At 45.0% G+C, this 20,404-nt stretch carries 14 protein-coding genes; 10 read left to right on the forward strand and 4 right to left on the reverse strand.

Annotation, left to right across the window (positions count from 1 at the left end):
* Positions 1-384 precede the first annotated feature (384 nt).
* The 8 genes from IE103_RS17040 (at position 385) to IE103_RS17075 (ending at position 10,377) form a co-directional block, all read left to right on the forward strand.
* On the forward strand, positions 385-4,377 hold the full coding sequence (locus tag IE103_RS17040; protein WP_189347461.1) for a DUF3683 domain-containing protein: 3,993 nt from the start codon (positions 385-387) through the stop codon (positions 4,375-4,377).
* A 10-nt stretch (positions 4,378-4,387) separates the two neighbouring features.
* A complete protein-coding gene (locus IE103_RS17045) occupies positions 4,388-4,801 on the forward strand; it encodes an HIT family protein (RefSeq protein WP_189347463.1) in 414 nt (137 codons plus the stop codon).
* Positions 4,802-4,958: 157 nt separating this feature from the next.
* Complete coding sequence (locus IE103_RS17050; RefSeq protein WP_189347465.1) at positions 4,959-5,390, forward strand: gamma-butyrobetaine hydroxylase family protein; 432 nt, start codon at positions 4,959-4,961, stop codon at positions 5,388-5,390.
* 171 nt (positions 5,391-5,561) lie between these two features.
* Positions 5,562-6,320: a bifunctional demethylmenaquinone methyltransferase/2-methoxy-6-polyprenyl-1,4-benzoquinol methylase UbiE gene (ubiE, locus tag IE103_RS17055; RefSeq protein ID WP_189347467.1), complete on the forward strand. Its 759-nt coding sequence runs from the start codon at positions 5,562-5,564 to the stop codon at positions 6,318-6,320.
* 133 nt (positions 6,321-6,453) lie between these two features.
* A complete protein-coding gene (locus IE103_RS17060; RefSeq protein WP_189347469.1) occupies positions 6,454-7,431 on the forward strand; it encodes a Tim44 domain-containing protein in 978 nt (325 codons plus the stop codon).
* 161 nt (positions 7,432-7,592) lie between these two features.
* Positions 7,593-8,189: a ubiquinone biosynthesis accessory factor UbiJ gene (locus IE103_RS17065; protein WP_189347471.1), complete on the forward strand. Its 597-nt coding sequence runs from the start codon at positions 7,593-7,595 to the stop codon at positions 8,187-8,189.
* Positions 8,186-9,757 carry a ubiquinone biosynthesis regulatory protein kinase UbiB gene (gene ubiB, locus IE103_RS17070; RefSeq protein WP_189347472.1) on the forward strand — a complete coding sequence of 524 codons (1,572 nt, stop codon included), beginning with the start codon at positions 8,186-8,188 and terminating at the stop codon, positions 9,755-9,757. The genes IE103_RS17065 and ubiB overlap by 4 nt, the downstream gene beginning before the upstream one ends.
* Entirely contained in the window at positions 9,754-10,377 is a 624-nt protein-coding gene (locus IE103_RS17075) for a methyltransferase domain-containing protein (RefSeq protein WP_189347474.1), read from the forward strand. Before ubiB ends, IE103_RS17075 begins: the two co-directional genes overlap by 4 nt.
* 109 nt (positions 10,378-10,486) lie before the next feature.
* Here the strand turns inward: IE103_RS17075 and IE103_RS17080 are convergent, their stop codons facing one another.
* The 4 genes from IE103_RS17080 to kynU form a co-directional block, all read right to left on the reverse strand.
* Positions 10,487-12,586, reverse strand: coding sequence for a M13 family metallopeptidase (locus tag IE103_RS17080; protein ID WP_189347476.1), 2,100 nt, complete (start codon positions 12,584-12,586; stop codon positions 10,487-10,489).
* A gap of 255 nt (positions 12,587-12,841) precedes the next feature.
* Positions 12,842-15,679, reverse strand: coding sequence for a TonB-dependent receptor plug domain-containing protein (locus IE103_RS17085; RefSeq protein WP_189347478.1), 2,838 nt, complete (start codon positions 15,677-15,679; stop codon positions 12,842-12,844).
* 861 nt (positions 15,680-16,540) lie between these two features.
* Positions 16,541-17,398 (reverse strand): tryptophan 2,3-dioxygenase, encoded by an 858-nt coding sequence (kynA, locus tag IE103_RS17090; protein ID WP_189347480.1) that lies wholly within the window; start codon positions 17,396-17,398, stop codon positions 16,541-16,543.
* A gap of 71 nt (positions 17,399-17,469) precedes the next feature.
* Positions 17,470-18,726 carry a kynureninase gene (gene kynU / locus IE103_RS17095; protein ID WP_189347482.1) on the reverse strand — a complete coding sequence of 419 codons (1,257 nt, stop codon included), beginning with the start codon at positions 18,724-18,726 and terminating at the stop codon, positions 17,470-17,472.
* Between the two features lie 231 nt (positions 18,727-18,957).
* Between kynU and IE103_RS17100 the strand changes: the two genes are divergently transcribed.
* Both IE103_RS17100 and IE103_RS17105 read left to right on the forward strand, forming a co-directional pair.
* Positions 18,958-19,431, forward strand: a complete 474-nt coding sequence (locus tag IE103_RS17100) for an Lrp/AsnC family transcriptional regulator (RefSeq protein WP_189347484.1) — start codon at positions 18,958-18,960, stop codon at positions 19,429-19,431.
* Positions 19,432-19,626: 195 nt separating this feature from the next.
* Positions 19,627-20,253 (forward strand): 2-dehydro-3-deoxy-6-phosphogalactonate aldolase, encoded by a 627-nt coding sequence (locus tag IE103_RS17105; protein WP_189347485.1) that lies wholly within the window; start codon positions 19,627-19,629, stop codon positions 20,251-20,253.
* Positions 20,254-20,404 lie beyond the last annotated feature (151 nt).

The following is a 20,404-nucleotide window of genomic DNA, read 5'->3' on the forward strand; positions in this document are numbered from 1 at the left end:
TAGTGGGTTAGGCTATCGCATCCTGCCAATAGGATGCGATAGCTTAAAAAGCATACTTCGGTATGTAGAAAAATGAACTTGATACGTTGCCTTCAGTATCTTGAATTTACTTGATAAATTAGTGTTGGGAAAACTATATTTGCAGGAACTGATGTAGGTGGCTACGATCTATTGGTAACTTGTGCTGCAACAATTCAACGTTCAATATCTGGCAAAAGCTACATATTTCATACTAAACATTCAAGGTTTTTGGAGAAATACGGAATTTCCTCAGGCTTTTTCACAATATATCAAAAGATACCCGCAAAAAAGTAAAGGCTGATCCAGCATGGTGCAGCGCAATAGGCTAGAATGAGTTTTTAATATCCGTCTAACCATTTGCAGATGAATGCTCCAGCCCACCATTTAGGACTACCACCGCATCACGACAACGATGCTCAAGCTAGTGCAGCGCCAGTGCGTTTGCGCGAAATTCCTTACAACTACACTTCATTTTCAGACCGTGAAATCGTGATTCGCTTGCTAGGCGAAGACGCATGGCGTTTGCTCGATAGTTTGCGCGGCAAACGCCAGACTGGTCGATCTGCGCGTATGTTGTACGAAGTTTTGGGTGATATTTGGGTCGTGCGTCGCAATCCTTATTTGCAAGACGATATGCTGGAAAATCCCAAGCGTCGACAGGCTTTGATTGACGCTTTGAATCATCGTTTGCACGAAGTGGAAAAACGTCGTGTCGCCACCGACACCGTCAATGCCGAAGATGCAGATCGCAGTAATTCAGTCGAGATTTTGGTGAATGCAGCACGTAAGGCGGTGGCGGATTTTTCTAAGGAATTTCGTGATACTTACGACCTGCGTAAAAAGGCGAGTAAGTTATTAGCCAAACATACGGCCAAAGACAATATTAAATTTGACGGCTTGAGTCGCGTATCGCACGTGACGGATGCGACCGACTGGCGGGTGGAATATCCATTTGTCGTATTAACGCCAGATACCGAAGATGAAATGGCGGGTTTAGTCAAATCGTGTATTACGCTCGGTTTGACAATCATCCCACGCGGCGGTGGTACGGGTTACACGGGTGGCGCGATTCCTTTGACGCCGATGTCAGCGGTGATTAATACAGAAAAACTTGAACAACTCGGTGCAGTAGAAATGCTGCGTTTACCGGGTGCGGATCGTGATTACGCTGTTATTTATTCTGGCGCAGGTGTTGTGACTAAGCGCGTGTCAGATGCGGCGGATAAAGCGGGCTTCGTGTTCGCGGTCGATCCGACGTCGGCTGAAGCGTCCTGCATAGGCGGCAATGTCGCCATGAATGCCGGTGGTAAGAAGGCGGTGCTGTGGGGAACTGCGCTCGACAATTTAGCGTCATGGCGCATGGTCGATCCGAATGGCGATTGGTTAGAAGTCACACGTCTTGAGCACAATTTTGGCAAGATCCATGATGTGGAAGTCGCGAAATTCCAATTGGAATGGACTCATCCAGGCGAGAAGACGCCATTCAAAACGGAATTATTGCAAATCCCCGGACGCACTTTCCGCAAAGAAGGTTTGGGCAAGGATGTCACCGATAAATTCCTCGCTGGTTTGCCGGGTGTACAAAAAGAAGGCTGCGATGGTTTGATCACCTCAGCACGTTGGATTTTGCATCGCATGCCAAAATTTGCGCGTACGGTTTGTCTGGAGTTTTTTGGGCAAGCGCGTGATGCGATTCCTAGCATCGTTGAGATCAAAGATTATCTTGATGGCGAAACCAAAAAAGGTGGTGCGATACTCGCGGGCTTGGAGCATTTGGATGAACGCTATTTAAAAGCGGTTGGCTACACCACCAAATCCAAACGTGGTGTCATCCCTAAGATGGCATTGTTCGGCGATATCGTTGGCGATGATGAAAACGCCGTCGCACAAGCTGCATCCGAAGTGATCCGTATGGCGAACGCCCGCGTCGGAGAAGGCTTCGTTGCGGTGAGCCCGGAAGCGCGTAAAAAATTCTGGTTAGATCGAGCCAAAACCGCAGCGATTTCTAAGCATACCAATGCGTTTAAGATCAACGAAGACGTGGTGATTCCGCTCGATCGTATGGGCGAATATACCGACGGCATCGAACGCATCAATATCGAACTCTCGATACAAAATAAACTCGCCTGTATCTCTGCATTAAAAGAGTTTGTGCTGCGTGGCAACCTCCCTTTGGGTAAAAGCGAGGATGCCGATGGCGATGACATTCCAGCGGCAGAATTGCTCGAAGATCGCGTCTCACAAGCGGATCAATTGCTGAGTGATATCGAAGCACGTTGGACCTATTTGTTGACGCAACTCGATCAACCCTTGTGCGATGCGCGTGTGGAGTTGAATAAATTAGGTTTAGATAAACTCGATTTCGTGTTTGAACAACGTCTGCAAAAGCAGCCAAATGCGCGCTTGTTTGATGTGGTGCAAGACCGCACGGTAAGGATTTCGTGGAAGACTGAAGTGCGCGCGCCTTTGCGTCAAATATTTAATGGTGCAGCGTTTAAATTGATCTTGGATGAATGCACGGCGATTCATAAAAAAGTCTTGCGTAGCCGGGTCTTCGTTGCCTTGCATATGCATGCTGGTGATGGCAACGTCCACACTAATTTGCCTGTTAATTCCGATGATTACGACATGCTGCAAGTGGCGCATCATGCGGTCGCTCGCATCATGGTGTTAGCGCGTTCCTTGAATGGTGTGATTTCGGGTGAGCACGGTATCGGTATTACCAAGTTAGAGTTTTTGACCGAAGACGAGATCAAAGATTTCCGTGCGTATAAATTGCGTATCGATCCAGAAGGGCGCTTCAATAAAGGCAAATTGTTGAACCTGCCTGATTTTGCCGCCGATTTACGCAATGCCTATACACCTTCGTTTGGCTTGATGGGACACGAGTCTTTAATCATGCAACAAAGCGATATCGGCGCAATTGCGAATAGCGTGAAAGATTGTTTGCGTTGCGGTAAATGCAAGCCAGTTTGCTCAACGCATGTGCCACGTGCCAATCTCTTGTATTCACCACGTAATAAAATTTTAGCGACGTCTTTGTTGGTTGAAGCCTTCTTGTACGAGGAGCAAACGCGTCGCGGTATTTCGATTAAACATTGGGATGAATTTTCTGATGTTGCCGATCACTGCACGGTTTGTCATAAGTGCGTGAATCCTTGTCCAGTCGATATTGACTTCGGCGATGTGTCGATGAATATGCGTAATCTCTTGCGGAAAATGGGACAAAAGAAATTCAATCCCGGCACTGCGGCATCGATGTTCTTCTTGAATGCGACTGATCCAGCAACTATCAATGCGACGCGTCAAGTGATGATAGGCTGGGGTTATAAAGCTCAGCGCTTTGGGCATGAGTTTTTCAAGAAATTCGCCAAGTCACAAACCAAAACGCCACCGGCGACGGTCGGTAAAGCGCCGATTAAAGAACAGGTGATTCACTTCATCAACAAAAAAATGCCGGGCAATTTGCCGAAGAAAACGGCACGTGCTTTGCTCGATATTGAAGACGATAAAATCGTACCGATTATCCGTAATCCACAAACCACCACGGCAGACACGGAAGCAGTGTTTTATTTCCCTGGCTGTGGTTCAGAGCGTTTGTTCTCGCAAGTGGGTTTAGCGACGCAAGCGATGTTGTGGAATGTTGGCGTACAAACCGTGTTACCGCCGGGTTATCTGTGCTGCGGCTATCCGCAACGTGGGTCTGGGCAGTTTGATAAAGCCGAAAAAATGATGACGGATAATCGCGTGCTATTCCATCGCATGGCGAATACGCTGAATTATCTCGATATTAAAACAGTCGTTGTGTCTTGCGGCACTTGCTACGATCAACTCGCGACCTATGAATTCGATAAAATTTTCCCCGGCTGCCGCATCGTCGATATTCACGAATTCTTGATGGAGAAAAACGTCAAGCTAGAAGGTGTCACCGGTACGCGCTACATGTATCACGAGCCTTGCCATAATCCTATGAAATTGCAAGAGTCGGGCAAAACCATCAACAGCCTGATTTCGACAGTCGATAATGTGAAGATAGAAAAGAATGAGCGTTGCTGCGGTGAGTCTGGCACTTTCGCGGTGAGTCGTCCTGATATCTCGACGCAAGTACGCTTCCGTAAAGAAGAAGAGATGATAAAAGGCGCAGATAAATTGCGCAACGACGGTTTCAAAGGCGACGTTAAAATTTTGACTTCTTGCCCATCGTGCTTGCAAGGTCTATCACGTTACAACGACGACAGCGGCACCCAAGCTGATTACATCGTAGTTGAAATGGCGCGCCATATTCTTGGTGAAGACTGGATGCCAGAGTATGTTGCCAAAGCGAACAACGGCGGCATTGAACGCGTCTTGGTATAAGGTGAGATCCATGCAATGTGAATTATGTGAAGTGAATGGCGGCGAGCTGATCGTCAAGACCGAAAAATTTCGCGTCGTTTTAATCGACGACGCGAACTACCCCGGATTTTGTCGGGTGATCTGGAACGCGCATGTGAAAGAAATGACAGACTTAGTCGTCCCGGATCGCTCCGCCATGATGCAAGCGGTGTGTAAAGTCGAACAAGCAATTCGTGATGTGATGCAGCCGCATAAAATCAATTTGGCCAGCTTAGGTAATATGGTGCCGCATCTGCACTGGCACGTGATTCCACGCTACCAAGATGATGCGCATTTCCCAAATCCTGTGTGGGCGGCGACGGATAGAACTTCTGCCGAAGTAGAGGCCAAACGAGCTTTGTTACCCGCATTGCGTGATGTTATACGACGCGAATTTGCGACTTAATTAATATTGGAAGAATGTTAGCTGTCGCTCCTGCGTAGGCAGGAGCCCAGTGGCGTAGCTTGATCAACGCAAGAAACTGGATTCCTGCTAAAAGCATGCAGGAATGACAGGAATCACGTCCGCGGTCGACTAAAACAATTCCCTATCGAATAAAAATATGAACCATCTACCTCCACCAATCACCCACAAAGTCCATCCCACCGCACTGAATGCCAGAACGGTATCGCGTTTGTTAGAAATCGAATTCGATGACGGCAAGCGTTTTGAGCTGCCATTTGAACTCATGCGCGTGTATTCGCCCTCTGCTGAAGTGCGCGGACATGGCGAAGGACAAGAGGTTTTACAAATCGGTAAGCGCTTGGTTAGTATCACGGGCATAGAGCCAGTCGGCAATTACGCAATTAAGCCAATATTTAATGATGATCACAGTACCGGCATCTTTACCTGGGAATACTTGTATTGGCTAGGCACGCATCAATCAGCATTGTGGCAAGACTATTTGGCACGCTTGCTAGCTGCTGGATATGCGGCTGAAACAGGTCGTGACGCGATTCCCGCACCTAAAACTGGACCGAAATGCGGTTCATAGGTAATTTTTCGAAATTTCTACCGCAGAAATATTGACCTAAGTCCGAGTCGGATTCCCGATTCGGCTCTATAATCCCGCCTGTCGATTTCTAGTAACGCCGTTTCAGTCTCGTCGACAAGTCTGAAGCTAGGCGTAGAAATCATAATCTTTCATTCTCTGCAGAGTACCAAGATGAGCGAGCAAGTAAATAAAACGGATGGGACGACTACCCATTTCGGTTACACCACGGTGGCCGAAGAAGAAAAAGTCCATAAAGTAGCGGAAGTTTTTCATTCGGTCGCTGCCAAATATGATGTGATGAATGACTTAATGTCCGCCGGTTTGCACCGTATTTGGAAAATTTTTACGATTGCGCAAGCGGGTGTGCGTCCAGGATTTAGAGTTTTGGATATCGCTGGTGGAACTGGTGATTTGGCCAAAGAATTTGTTAAGCAAGCCGGTAAAACGGGGGAAGTTTGGCATACCGATATTAATGAGTCGATGTTACGCGTTGGTCGTGATCGTCTCTTGAATAAAGGATTGATTACCCCAACTTTGTTGTGCGATGCAGAGAAGTTACCGTTTCCGGATAATTATTTTGATCGCGTCAGCGTCGCATTTGGTTTGCGCAATATGACGCACAAAGATCAGGCTTTGGCTGAAATGCGTCGCGTATTAAAACCGGGTGGAAAATTGCTGGTGCTGGAATTTTCCAAAGTGCCAGAAGTTCTGCAAAAGCCGTATGACCTGTATTCATTTAAAGTTTTACCGTGGCTGGGGCAAAAGATCGCGAATGATGCGGATAGTTATCGTTATTTAGCAGAATCGATACGCATGCATCCGGATCAAGAGACGCTCAAGGGCATGATGCAAGAAGCTGGTTTGGAACGCGTGGAATATTTCAATTTGACCGCGGGTGTGGCGGCGTTACACACAGGGATTAAGCTATAAGCAGTCAATTCTTGGGAGTTGGATGTTTAGAGAATTTGAAGTAATAAGATTGCTTGAGCTTAGCTCAGCTAAGCTCATTGCAGTTCATATGAAGGCAGTTTGTATTTTGTTTGCAGTATAAAAGGAGATTTGCATGAAACATATTTTATTGAGTATCGCTTTGCTATTCGGTACGACAACCATGATCGTTGCCGACGCTGAAGCACAGCGTATGGGTAAAAAAGGTTCATTTGGTCGTCAATCAAATAACGTGACACAAAAAGCGCCAGCAGCAAATACTGCCAATCCTGCACAAGCAGCAAAACCTGGTGCGCCAAATGCAGCAACTCCTGCTGTTCCGCCTAAGCCATCAATGCCTTGGAAAGGTATCATTGGCGGATTGATTGGTGGCGCGTTGTTGGCTGGCTTGTTCTCTTCTTTAGGCATGGGCGGCGCATTGGCAAGTGCTTTAGGCTCTATTTTGACTTTTGCGGCGATCGGCTTTTTGGTTTTCATGGCGTACCGCTTCTTCACACGTAAAAAAGCGGGCAATACAGCTGCTTCTGCGCCTAGTATGTTTAATCAACAACCTGCGTATGCCGGTGTGCCGAACAATAATGCTTTGCCAGAAATTGGCTCACGTATTGATCCGGTGCAGCAACAGGCGCCAGCGGCCGCATATACATCGACTACACCAGCTGGTACAGCAAATTTGAACACAGGTTCTGCACCAGCGGCAAATCAAGGCAACTGGACAATTCCAGCTGATTTCGATGTGACAGGCTTTTTGCGTCATGCAAAATCGAACTATATTCGTTTGCAAGCGGCATGGGATCGTGGCGATATCAACGATATTCGTGAATTTACTTCACCAGAAATGTTTGCAGAAATGAAGTTAGAGTTACAAGACCGTGGCAACGCGAAAAATGAAACTGATGTAGTGACATTGGATGCTGAGTTGTTGGGGATTGAGACACAAGCTTATGATTATGTTGCTAGCGTCAAGTTCTCTGGCATGATCAAAGAAGGTGGTGCGACGAATCCAGAAGCGTTTGCTGAAGTTTGGAATTTGGCAAAACCGATTAATGGTCAATCTGGTTGGTTGTTGGCGGGTATTCAGCAGTTGAATTAATTTTATTGTTGATTTTATCGATTATCGGTACTGCCTTGCCTTCGGACAAACTTGTATCGGATTACAGCCTCTCAAATGCGCTAGATTGAAGGTCTTTTGAGGGTTTGCTGTTAAACTAAGAACCGCGCATGATGTCATGCGCGGTTTTTTATTTGATGCTTATGATTGCCACTCCTTTTATTCTGTTTGTTAATCACTTGTTGGCGCAAGAGCCCTGGGCTGCAGCACGCTTACAAAAGCACGCCGGTAAGACTGCCTGTATTGACGTTGAGCTTTTTCAGTTGCGTGTAGCAATCGGCGTTGATGGCTTATTGCAATCGGCTGAAGCCGCTAGTTCGTCATCGGCAGATCAAGTGGTGTTACGAATTAGACCCGCTGATTTGGCTTTGATCGCACAGAATCGTGAGCGTGCTGTGTCATACGTAAAGATCGAGGGCGATGCCGATTGTGCGAATACCTTGTCCCAATTAAGCCAAGATTTACGCTGGGAAGTGGAAGAGGATTTGAGTAAATTATTCGGCGACGTCGCTGCGGTACGATTGATGGAAGCAGGTAAAAACGTCGTTGAAAGTGCGAAACGCACTCACCAACATTTGCAAGAAAATTTTGCAGAATATTTTTTAGAAGAAAATCCCATGTTGGTTAGACCGCAAGCGGTGCGTGCGTTTGGCGAGCAAGTGAATAAAACGCGTGATGACGTAGAGCGCATGATGAAGCGCTTAGAAAGATTAGAAAAAATGAAGGTAGCCAAGCAATGATTTTAAATTCTTTACGCTTGTTTAAAATTGTTTGCATCGTATTGAAATACGGTATCGACGAAATTGCGATGTCGGGGTTACGTATTCCACGTACGGCAAAACTGATTAAGACATTGCTATTCTGGCGCGATTTGTCGGCACCTCGGGGCGAACGTTTGCGCAAATCTTTAGAAGACCTTGGGCCAATTTTTGTGAAGTTTGGTCAAGTGTTATCAACGCGACGCGATTTGATGCCGCCTGATATCGCGAATGAATTGGCCTTGTTGCAAGATCGCGTTCCTTCCTTTGATCCGGATTTGGCGGTAGCGCAAATTACTAAATCTTTGGGCGCGCATCCTGATCAATTATTTGCTAGTTTTGAACGTGTGCCTGTGGCTTCTGCTTCGATTGCGCAAGTGCATTTTGCTACGCTCAAAGATGGGCGTGAAGCTGCGGTCAAAGTCTTGCGTCCAGGGATGAAGGACACGATAGATCGCGACGTCGCTTTGATGAAAATTGCCGCCGGATGGTTAGAGTTTTTGTGGGCTGATGGTAAGCGCTTGAAAGCCAAAGAGGTAGTTGGTGAATTTGATAAATATCTTCACGATGAATTGGATTTGATGCGCGAAGCAGCGAATGGTAGTCAGTTGCGTCGTAATTTTGCTGATTCTGATTTGTTGATCGTACCTGAAATGTATTGGGATTATTGCTCACCATCGGTGATTGTGATGGAGCGCATGAAAGGTATTCCGATTTCGCAAACGGATAAGCTGTTGGAAGCGGGTGTTGATTTAGCTAAATTGTCACGCGATGGTGTGACGATATTTTTCACACAAATTTTCCGCGATGGTTTTTTTCACGCTGACATGCATCCCGGAAATATCTTGGTATCGGTCGAACCCGCTACTTTAGGACGTTATATCGCGCTTGATTTTGGTATTGTCGGTACGCTCAATGATTATGATAAAGATTACCTGTCTCAAAACTTTTTAGCATTCTTCCGACGTGACTATAAACGTGTCGCGGAAGCGCATATTGAATCTGGCTGGGCACCTAAAGAAACCCGTGTCGATGAGCTGGAAGCTGCGGTGCGCGCTTGTTGTGAGCCTATCTTTGATCGACCGCTGAAAGATATCTCGTTTGGTCAGGTCTTATTGCGTTTGTTCCAAACTTCTCGTCGTTTCAATGTCGAGGTTCAACCTCAGTTAGTTCTGCTACAAAAGACTTTATTGAATATTGAAGGTTTAGGCCGTCAACTCGATCCCGATCTTGATCTTTGGAAAACCGCAAAGCCATATCTTGAACGCTGGATGAGTGAGCAAGTTGGTTGGCGTGGATTAGTCGATAAACTGCGCGCTGAAGCACCGCGTTACAGTCATATCTTTCCACAGCTGCCACGTCTTGCACACCAAGCTTTAACTCGTGCGGCAGAGGGTGGGAATAACGACGCATTGCTAGCGAGTTTGATCGCCGAACAACGCGCGACGAATTCCTTATTACGCGCGATTATTTATATTGGTGTGGGCATATTGGTCGGTGTGGTTTTAGCGTTTTCTTATATTAATTTCTTTATGATTCCGGTGGTATGACGGCGCAATTTTCTAGTCGAGATCCGAATCATCCGGCCTTTTGGGATGAGCGTTTTGCGCAAGGATTTATACCATGGAATTTTGCGGCAGTACCTCAGGCATTACGTGATTTTGTCGGTACCTTTGCGCGAACCCAGAGTTCAGCCCCAAATTGTTTGATTCCCGGTTGTGGGCATGCCAATGAGTTAGGTTTCTTGTGTGAGGCTGGTTGGCAAGTCACAGCGATTGATTTTTCTGCTGCCGCTGTGCAAGCCGCAAAATCGCAAGTAGGACCGTGGTCTGCGCACGTGCAAAAAGCTGATTTTTTTGAATTTACACCGACAGTACCCTTGAATTTGATTTATGAGCGTGCGTTTTTCTGTGCGTTGCCGCCAGCGATGCGTGAAGCGGTAGTGCGGCGATGGGCAGAATTATTACCGTCGGGTGCAAAATTGATTGGTTATTTTTTGTTAGATGAGGCGGAGAGCGTTAGTAAAAAAGGACCACCGTTTCTTACCTCGGTTAAAGAGTTTGCTGGTTTGATGTCGCCTTATTTTGAGTGCATAGAAACTGTCAAAGTTAGTGACTCTTTGGCTGTTTTTGAGGGCAAAGAGCATTGGCAGGTTTGGCGACGAATTTGATTTCGTGTCGATAGCAAAGTAAAAAAAGCGGATAAATTTATCCGCTTTCTTCTTTAAGATAGCGCCAACTTTAATGGGCGCTTTTCAGAACATGCTTGTAAGAACATGATTACCAGACTCGAATACGTTTGTCTGGTGCAACGTACATCTTATCGCCTTCCTTCACATCAAATGCTTGATAGAACTCAGGCATATTGGTCAAAGGACCATTTGCACGGAACATGCCAGGCGCATGCGAATCGGTCGCCAGCAAACGAATGGTTTCTTTGTCGCGCGCTTTGCCACGCCATACTTGCGCCCAACCCATAAAGACACGTTGGTTGCCGGTATAACCGTCAATCACAGGCGGCTTCTTACCGTTTAACGACAATTGATATGCTTTATAAGCGATAGACAAGCCCGCGTTATCACCAATATTTTCACCCAAGGTCAATTTACCATTTACTTTGTGACCTTCTAAAGGGCTGTAGTTACCGTACTGCGCCACCAAGGCATCGGTCACTTTTCCAAAGTTGGCTTTGTCTTCGGCAGTCCACCAATCGCGTAAGTTACCATCACCATCGGATTGGCTACCAGAGTCGTCGAAACCGTGGCCAATTTCATGACCGATGACTGCACCAATACCACCATAGTTAACCGCATCATCCGCCTCAGGATTGAAGAACGGTGGCATCAAGATCGCTGCTGGGAAGACGATTTCATTTTGACGTGAGTTGTAATAGGCATTCACCGTTTGTGGACTCATACCCCATTCGCTACGATCAACTGGTTTGCCGAGCTTGTCGACTTGACGTTGATACGCAAATGCACGACCAGCTTTGATATTGCCGATTAAGTCGCCTTTAACTATCGTCAATTTACTGTAATCGCGCCATTTATCTGGGTAACCAATTTTGGGTGTGAACTTGGATAATTTTGTCAGCGCTTCTTTCTTAGTCGCTTCGCCCATCCACGGTAAGGTTTCGATACTTTGCTTATACGCGATCAGCAAATTGTTGACGAGCACTTGCATACGCGCTTTGTTTTCAGCAGGGAAGTGCTTTGCAACATAGAGTTGTCCCAAGGCTTCGGACAGGCTTTCTTCTACACGACTCACGCCGCGTTTCCAACGCGGTTGATTTTGCGGGATGCCGCGCAATGTGCCGTTTGAGAAAGCAAAATCTTGATCAACAAAGCGCTTACTCAAGTAAGGTGCGTAAGCATTGAGTACACGCCAGTTAAAGTAAGCTTGCCAAGTTTCTACTGGGGTGTCTTGAATTAGTTTGCTTAAGCCCGTTAAATAGCTTGGTTGGCGTACGATCACAGAATCTGTTTTGCCACCTGTACCCATATTGGCAAAATATTGGTTCCAATCGAATCCTGATAACAAGTCGCCGAGTTTGGCGATCTCAACTTTATTATAAGTTTTTACCGGATTACGATTCTCTACATTGCTCCATTGGATTTTTGCGATTTCTGTTTCAAAAGCCAAAATGGCCGCAGCGGCTTGTTGCGCATTGTTGATGCCTGCCATCGTCAACATTTTTTCGACGTGTGCAACATAAGCATCTCTTATCGATTTAAATTTAGCATCGTCTTGTTTGAGGTAATAATCGCGATCCGGCAGACTTAAACCGCCTTGATTGACTGTAACAGTGTACTTTGAAGAATCTTTCGCATCTTGCGTCACACCCGATCCAATCGGTGTCCCAACGCTGATTCTCGCTAAGTATGCAAGCATCGGTGCCAACTCAGCTTTATCTTTGAATTGTTGAATACGCGCAAAATCGGCTTGCAATGGTTTGATATCCAGCGTTTCTAAGTGCGCTTCATCCATGAAGCTATTGTAAAGATCAGCAATTTTTTGTTCATTGCTACCAGGTTTTAGTTCAGTTTGTGTCGCCAAATTTTGAATGATGGCAGCCGATTGTTTAGCAGACATTTCTGCTAATTGGTCAAAGGCGCCATAACGGCCGCGATCTGCTGGAATTTCTACCGTGTCCAACCATTTTCCCGACATGAAACGGAAAAAATCGTCTTGTGGACGCACACTTTTATCTATCCATTGTAGGTCGATACCAGATTGTAATTTTCTCGCAGATGCTTTGTTTTTGCTTGCTTGATTTTGTACTTTTTTTGTTTCTGTCGGCATGGCTTGGGAGCCAGTTTGTGCATATACAGAAGATGCAAATAAGCTCGACATAATCGTGACTAAGATACGATTTCGCATGGGTTCCTCTTTCTTTGTTTTAGTAAGTGTCGAAGACATCGCTATTCATCAACGAATCAATGATGCTCTTGAAATGTGACGCAATTCAGACCGAATGGCTCGCTCATAGTTCCCATTTACTTTTGCTGTTTGGGTGATATATCGCTGTCTGAACCATGGTCTTGATGATTGCAATGATAGACGCTAAAAATGCAAAAGCCCCAGAATAAATCTGGGGCTTTTGCGCAATGCTACTTCGTTTTTTGATTCGTTAGTTTAGAACTTCAAGTTGCCAACTACATAGAATTGACGACCCAATGGATCTGTGTAACGACCATCGTAACCTAATTGGTTACCACCACCTTCAATACGTTGAGAGAATGGAGGATCTTGGTTAAACAAGTTTTTGATACCGCCAGTGATCGTCAAGTTTTTGCTGAAGATCACTTTTGATTGCAGATCTAATGTGTAGTAAGCCTTCACATTACGTGTCACGCCTGTGTAATCACCAGGTGTGCCATCTGCATTCAAGAAGCGGATTGCGCCATCATCTTCAGTAATGACTGAATCTTTATAGCCTGAACGATAGCCAATTGTTGCTGTATGTGTGTAACGATCTGATGGTTTCCAGTTTGCTGCCAAACGTGAAATCACACGGAAAGTAACATCATTGTACTTGTTGAATTTGCCAACACCTTTTTCGATTGCATCACCTTTTACACCAGAATCCAAATCAGCTTTCAACATGTAAGTACCTGTCCAGTTGAAGGACAATTTACCGTAGCCAGCTGGGATCGCTGCGCGATATGTGTGATCCCAATCAATACCTTGGAATTGTGCTTTAGCCAAGTTGAATGGTGTCAAGGTTGCCGCAATAACGTCTTGCTTTTGAATTGGATCCGCATATGCAGAGAACAATGCAGCATATTTCACTGGGTTCAAGAACACTTCGCTTTGTGACAAAGTTTTGATCTGATCTTTCAACTGAACATTCCAGAAGTCGAAGCCCATAGACAAGCTTTGTACTGGTTCAACACGGAAGCCCAAAGTCCATTGAGTTGATTTCTCTGGTTTCAATGCAGTTGAACCTGTGCTTGAGTTACCACCTGTTAACAAGTTGTACTCTGCTGTACCTGTGCACAGTGGCAACAATGGGCCAGATGTAATTGGGCATGGGAAGAAGTTAGATGAGCCACCGTTTGCAATCGGTTGAGTGATATTCAACATTGTCGGTGCTTTGAAGCCAGTGCCATAAGATGCACGCAACAAAACAGAGTCTGTTGGGCGGAACGCAGCAGCTAACTTATAAGTTGCAGAACTTTGCTTTGCACCTTGGGTTGCTGGTGACAACAAATTACCTTGATCATCAAAGTTCTTTGCGTTCTTGACTGCATCATAGCTGTCGTAACGTGCTGCAGCTGTCAAATCAAAGTTCTTCGCGACAGGCAAGAACATTTCTGCAAACGCACCCCAGCTGTTACGTGAGCTGTCAACTGGTAAGGCACCAGTGCCACCACCAACGTTAACATCTGTCCAATTTGGTTGTTGCTTGTTTGGACCTTGTGCAATTGCGCTTGGATTAGAAACAAATGTTTGTTTCATGAAGTCTGTGCCCAAGCCCAAACTTGCACTGCCACCAGCCAATTTGAACAATTCAGTTGAACCACGCAAGTTCACTACATTAATTTGTGAAGTTGAAACATCTAAAACTTGTTTTAACACTGCAGGAGCTAATGCTGCTTTTGATGCTGCTGTTGGTGCAGTAAATGGATTCCATGCGCCAGACTTAATCAATGCATCTAACTTTTCACCACTGGTGTAGCCAGCGTAAGCAGAGTCAATCGCTTTATTTTCAGAGAAGATGTAAGAAGCCGTGTAATCCCAGTTCTTAAACGTACCTTCGAAGCCAGTTGCTAAATGTTTGGATTCTGTTTTCCAGTCATCAGTACGACGACCTGCATCAACCAAGCGCAAAGTCATTGATGCACGTGTCACTTTAGTTGGATCACCACCTTGTTTGATCAAAGCTGGTGCAACAGTGTTTTTCCACAGTGCGCTGTTCAGATCAATACCCAATGGTTGTGCTGGAGGTGCGTAAGCAGCGCGACTAGTGAACTTAGTCATCATACCTTCAGCGAAGAATTTCAAGTTGTCATTGATATTGACATTGACGTTCGCCAAGAAGTTATCGCGTTTTAATTCTGGCAATAACTGTACAGTTGCACCGTAGTTAAACAAGCAGCGTGTACCAACTTTGAAAGTATTTTCTGCTGGGCATGTGCCATTCATCGCCAAATATGGGTTGAAGTTGGCAACGGTACCGCCAGTTAAGTTCACGTTACCTGGGATGGAGTTACTACTCAACATGTACATTGTGTAGTTTTTGCCGTTATGTTTAAACGGTGTCACACCACCTTTTGCGGAGAATGCACGATCAGATGCGTTCAATTCCGCTTGCTCGTCATGGCTATAGGCTAACAAGATGTTGTAGCCATCAGTGTTCAAGTCACCCCAACCTTTAGACAAGGCGAAGTTTGTTGTTTTACCTTTGGAAGATTCTTGTGGTGTGCTGTAAGTGAATTCGATGTTGTAATCTTTTTGGTTTTTCTTCAAAACGAAGTTAACCACACCAGCAATCGCATCTGAACCGTACAATGCAGACGCACCGTCAGTCAGAATCTCAACGCGCTCAACTGCTGACAATGGAATATTTGCCAAGTTGACTGTTGAACCTGTAGTAAAAGGTGCAACGCGGCGACCATTTAATAAAACTAAAGTATAGCCATCGCCAATACCGTGGATAGATGCTGTTTGTGTACCACCACCACCACCATTAATGGAAGTAGAGGATGTAACGAAACCTTGCATAGAAGGCAAAGATGCGATCAAATCTGCAGCAGTATTTGCACCAGATTGTTCGATTTGTGCTTTAGACAAAGTTTGAATTGGTAAAGCGCCTTCAACAGCAATACGCTTAATTGATGAACCAGTAATTTCGATACGCTGTGGTGTCGCATCTTGTGCGAATGCTGGTTGTGCGAGCATACCAGCTCCCATTGCGACGCCACCAATAAACATCAGGCGTACAGAACGGGATAAGATTTTTTCTACCATGTTAACTTCCTCCAGTTAATGAACAACAAAACGAGTTTTTTGAAACTTTTCTTGGATGTAGGACTAATTTGAAATGCATCTCAGACTAAATGTTGAATTAAATAGATAGATTTGCGTTATGCATTTGATAAAACCCCATTATTTTTTATTTTTATCAAATTACTACGTGCACAACTCGAACTATTTTCTATTTAATTAACATGAGAAAAACATTCATTTGCGATGAGACCATTCCACATGCTTGAGTGTCAAGCTGGCAAATTCATCAATATTCTTAGATTTGCGTGGTTTTAATGCAGTCCAATTCCATACCAATCTTGACGAAAGTAAGAAATTTAATTTTTATTAAATTAACATCTTGATTCGATCATTTTTTGCAATTTTCGGATGGATTTGCTGGTTTTTAGACGGACTTTCGTGTTTTCAGACTTGTATAGACGTGTTCAGAGTATTAAAATTGCTTTGTATCAACTTTATTTCTTGCATGAAATCGCATATGAATCGCAATTCTATATACTAATTTTCTTAAATATATTTACCCAGAAATTCTTATTGAAACATCTGTGCAGTGCGGCATTTTTGCAACATCGAAGCATACTTAAATATATTAGTCGGGCCTAGCCTAGCTTTTGCGGCAGCTGTTTATTGCCAATAATTAATCGCAAAAATTCGATTAATGTGTGCTGATTCACATTGAATTGATGATTTTTTGGATGGAAGGATTGAGAGGATATTGCTAGTAGCAATGATAAGGCTGGTAGCAATGAATAAAGACAGAACGAAGCTAGATTATTAACGAAGCTTCGTTCTATTTTAATTTGGTCTTTGGTGTTTCTTAGCTAGATGGGAAGAAATGCGGCTTTATAGTTCAGTTCGTATCGAGAACAGCTCTGGAAACAACACAACATCAAGCATTTTACGCAAATAGCTGACTCCAGCTGTACCGCCTGTGCCAGTTTTAAATCCAATGATACGTTCCACCGTCGTGACATGGCGGAAGCGCCAAATGCGGAACGAGGTTTCCATATCCACCAGTTTTTCCGCTAGTTCATAAAATGCCCAGTGCTGCTCGGGCGCTTGATAGACTTGTTGCCAAGCCAGTTTAACCGAATCATTGGCAACCACAGTCTTGGTCCAGTCTAGCTGCAAGCGCGCGGGATCGATTTGAAAACCGTTACGTGCCATGTACATAATGGTTTCATCATAAATCGACGGTGAATTTAAAGCTGCTTCTAAGCTAGCATGTGCCTCTGGTGCTTTTTCATGGACTTGTAGCAAGGTCGCATTTTTGTTCCCGAGCAGATATTCCAGTTCGCGGTATTGATGTGATTGAAAACCTGATGAATTGCCAAGGTAGGGGCGAATCGCAGTGTATTCGCTTGGTGTCATGGTTGCCAGTACATCCCATGCATGGACTAGCTGATCCATGATACGTGCTACGCGTGACAGCATCTTGAAGGCAGGCGGCAGCTCGCCTAGGCGGATTTGTTGTCGTACAGCGTGCAATTCATGCAGCATCAATTTGATCCATAACTCACTCGTTTGATGCTGGATGATGAAAAGCATTTCATTGTGGTTTGGTGATAAGGGATGTTGCGCTGATAGGATTTGATGTAGGCCGAGATAATCTCCATAGCTCATGTCTTTGCTGAAATCGAGTTTGGCACCATGCCAAGGCATCGGGCATTTGCTCTCATTTTGTGTGTGATCTGTCGTCATAAATCTCTCTTGATTGTTTGGATGATTGCTTGGTGATTCACTTAGTGAAGCCACTAAAATAAGTCACTAGATTAAGTCACCGCATTACGTTGTATGTTGGTGTTATAACTGCGCGAATCGAGAATGTCGCGCAGAATTTCAACTGCGTTCCAAACGTCTGTATAACTGGTGTAAAGCGGAGTAAAACCAAAGCGCATGATGCCTGGCTCACGATAATCGCCAACCACACCGCGTTCAATTAGCGCTTGAATCACCGCGTAAGCATGTTGATGTGTAAAACTGACATGGCTGCCGCGTTGCGCATGTTCACGTGGCGTCACCAATTCGAGTTGATGTTGCGCACAGCGTGTTTCCACTAGTTGAATAAATAAATCGGTTAATGCCAAGGATTTTTGGCGCACGCTTGCCATCGAGGTTTTTGCGAACACTTGTAAACCAGATTCGATCATTGCAAGGGACACGATAGGCTGTGTCCCACAAAGTGCGCGGCGTATGTCTGGCGTGACGGTAAATGATGGGTGCATCGCAAATGGTGCCGCATGTCCCCACCAACCCGTTAGCGGATGATGGAATTCAGCTTGATGTCGTTTCGGTACCCAAATAAAAGCTGGCGCACCGGGACCACCGTTCAAATATTTGTAACAACAGCCCACCGCGAAATCAGCGTTTGCTTGTTGTAGATTGACCTCAACCGCGCCTGCAGAATGGGCGAGATCCCACAAACATAGTGCGCCATGCGCGTGTGTCATCGCCGTGACAGCTGCCATATCATGCAAGGCGCCGCTGCGATAATTCACATGCGTGAGCATGACTAAGGCGGTATCTTGGTTGATGGCCTTGCTCAATTCTTCAGCTGAGTCGATTAAATGCAGGCGATAGCCACGATCTAACCATTGCGTCAATCCTTCTGCCATATAGATATCGGTCGGAAAATTGCTGCGCTCTGTGACGATAACTTTGCGTGTGTTGGCATCCGCTTTTTTGGACTGTATGTTCAAAGCTGCGGCGATCGCTTTAAATAGATTAATTGAGGTCGAGTCGGTTACCACCACTTCATCTGCATCCGCACCGATGAGCGGTGCAAGCAAGTTGCCCAAGCGTGAAGGCAGATCAAACCAGCCCGCCTTGTTCCAACTCTTGATCAGATCGTTGCCCCATTCTTCTTGAATTACTTGCTGTGCTCGTTGAAAGGCGACTTTCGGTTGTGCACCGAGCGAATTACCATCAAGGTAGATCATGCCAGCAGGAAGATTAAATTCCTCACGTAATGCAGCCAGTGGATCGTTTTGGTCAAGCGTTTTGCAATATAGTTGGTCAATGCTAGTCATAGGGTTTTATATGAATAATGAGTGGGCTAAGGCAACGATAGGAAATACAGTAGAGCTTAGTCGATTTGTTTGAAATGTCTAACTGCTTGTGTATTTTTAGAAGTGTTAGATCGAATTAGAAGGCATATTTTATGTCGAAATTCTTGATGCGTTCTTGCAAAATTCTTCGGGTTTTATCGATAAATTAGAATAATATGTTGCTTTATGCTTGATAAGTGACGTAAAAATTCAATGAACCTCGATCCTACCGACTTAAAGATCCTGCAGCTATTGCAAGCAGATGGGCGTATTAGCAACCAAGATTTAGCGGAGCGGGTATTCCTCTCGCCTTCGTCATGTTTGCGCCGCGTGCGGGCACTCGAAGAGAGTGGTGTGATCAGTCACTATCGCGCCGTGCTCGATACCAATGTATTGGGTTTGGAAGTGGATGCATTTGTACAGGTCACAATGCGACGTGATGTTGAACAATGGCATGAGAACTTTTCAAAAGCCCTGCAAAGCTGGCCAGAGGTGGTCGGTTCTTACATCATCACTGGCGATGCGAACTATCTATTGCGTGTACGTGCTCGCAATTTGAAACACTATTCTGCTTTTGTTCTTGAGCGCTTATACAAAACCACTGGCGTGCTCGATATACGATCAAATATTGTGTTGCAAACCTTAAAAGAGAGTACCGAACTCGCTGGTGAATTATTACGTGAATAAATTGGCTGGTGATTAAACAAATCTAAATGAGATCGATAATTTATCTCGATGTTCTTGCTAATCAGAATTGGTTACACTGCTGCTAGAAAATTTGCTCTGCAATCGTTGCCAGTTGTGGCTAGACTAAGTTGATTCTTTATTTGATTCATTGATTGATTTATTGCTGTGATTGTTTTGGTTGTTTAGGTTTTTTATATGCACATTTCAGACTACTTTAACGAACTCCCATTGATTGCGATTTTACGTGGCATTCATCCGCATGAAAGCGTAGAAATTGGCCGCGTACTGGTGCAGTCAGGATTTCGTTGTATTGAGGTGCCGATGAATTCACCTAATGCGATCGACAGTATTTCTTTGTTGGTACAAGACCTACCTTCCAATTGTTTGATTGGCGCAGGCACTGTCATGAATGAAGAACAGCTAGATCAATTACACCAAGTTGGTGGGCGCTTGGTTGTGATGCCACACGCTGAGGTCAAACTCATCAAAGCTGCGAAACAACGCGGCATGATTTGTACTCCTGGTGTTGCAACGCTCACGGAAGCCTTTGCAGCATTGGAGCATGGGGCAGACGCACTAAAATTATTTCCCGCAGAAAGTGTTCCTCCGTCGGTTTTAAAAGCATGGCGCTCAGTGTTGCCAAAGTCTTGTTTATGTTTACCTGTTGGTGGCGTGCGGCCTGAAGGTATGTCGACTTATGTTCAGGCTGGCGCGAATGGATTCGGACTTGGTTCCAATTTATATCAAGCTGGTGATGCCGCCGCACAAGTGAAAGAACGCGCTGATGCATATGTCAATGCATGGAAATCATTGTCTACATAAATTGATGATTGAAACTTTGCTGCGATTTATTCTCTGAAAAATCGATTGCTGCTGGTGTCGATTTTCTTCGACATTCATACGCTTTAACGCACTTTCTTTTTTGATTAATTTCTTTTCGCAAATGCGCATTGTAATGATGACGTCGTCATGA

This window comes from Affinundibacterium macrobrachii (genome assembly GCF_014652415.1).
GTDB lineage: Bacteria > Pseudomonadota > Gammaproteobacteria > Burkholderiales > Burkholderiaceae_D > Undibacterium > Undibacterium macrobrachii.

Bases quoted from the DNA above. Each gene is read 5' to 3' on its own strand.
- IE103_RS17040 (WP_189347461.1), top strand. From the start codon at position 385: ATGAATGCTCCAGCCCACCATTTAGGACTACCACCGCATCACGACAAC.
- IE103_RS17045 (WP_189347463.1), top strand. From the start codon at position 4,388: ATGCAATGTGAATTATGTGAAGTGAATGGCGGCGAGCTGATCGTCAAG.
- IE103_RS17050 (WP_189347465.1), top strand. From the start codon at position 4,959: ATGAACCATCTACCTCCACCAATCACCCACAAAGTCCATCCCACCGCA.
- ubiE (WP_189347467.1), top strand. From the start codon at position 5,562: ATGAGCGAGCAAGTAAATAAAACGGATGGGACGACTACCCATTTCGGT.
- IE103_RS17060 (WP_189347469.1), top strand. From the start codon at position 6,454: ATGAAACATATTTTATTGAGTATCGCTTTGCTATTCGGTACGACAACC.
- IE103_RS17065 (WP_189347471.1), top strand. From the start codon at position 7,593: ATGATTGCCACTCCTTTTATTCTGTTTGTTAATCACTTGTTGGCGCAA.
- ubiB (WP_189347472.1), top strand. From the start codon at position 8,186: ATGATTTTAAATTCTTTACGCTTGTTTAAAATTGTTTGCATCGTATTG.
- IE103_RS17075 (WP_189347474.1), top strand. From the start codon at position 9,754: ATGACGGCGCAATTTTCTAGTCGAGATCCGAATCATCCGGCCTTTTGG.
- IE103_RS17080 (WP_189347476.1), bottom strand. From the start codon at position 12,586: ATGCGAAATCGTATCTTAGTCACGATTATGTCGAGCTTATTTGCATCT.
- IE103_RS17085 (WP_189347478.1), bottom strand. From the start codon at position 15,679: ATGGTAGAAAAAATCTTATCCCGTTCTGTACGCCTGATGTTTATTGGT.
- kynA (WP_189347480.1), bottom strand. From the start codon at position 17,398: ATGACGACAGATCACACACAAAATGAGAGCAAATGCCCGATGCCTTGG.
- kynU (WP_189347482.1), bottom strand. From the start codon at position 18,726: ATGACTAGCATTGACCAACTATATTGCAAAACGCTTGACCAAAACGAT.
- IE103_RS17100 (WP_189347484.1), top strand. From the start codon at position 18,958: ATGAACCTCGATCCTACCGACTTAAAGATCCTGCAGCTATTGCAAGCA.
- IE103_RS17105 (WP_189347485.1), top strand. From the start codon at position 19,627: ATGCACATTTCAGACTACTTTAACGAACTCCCATTGATTGCGATTTTA.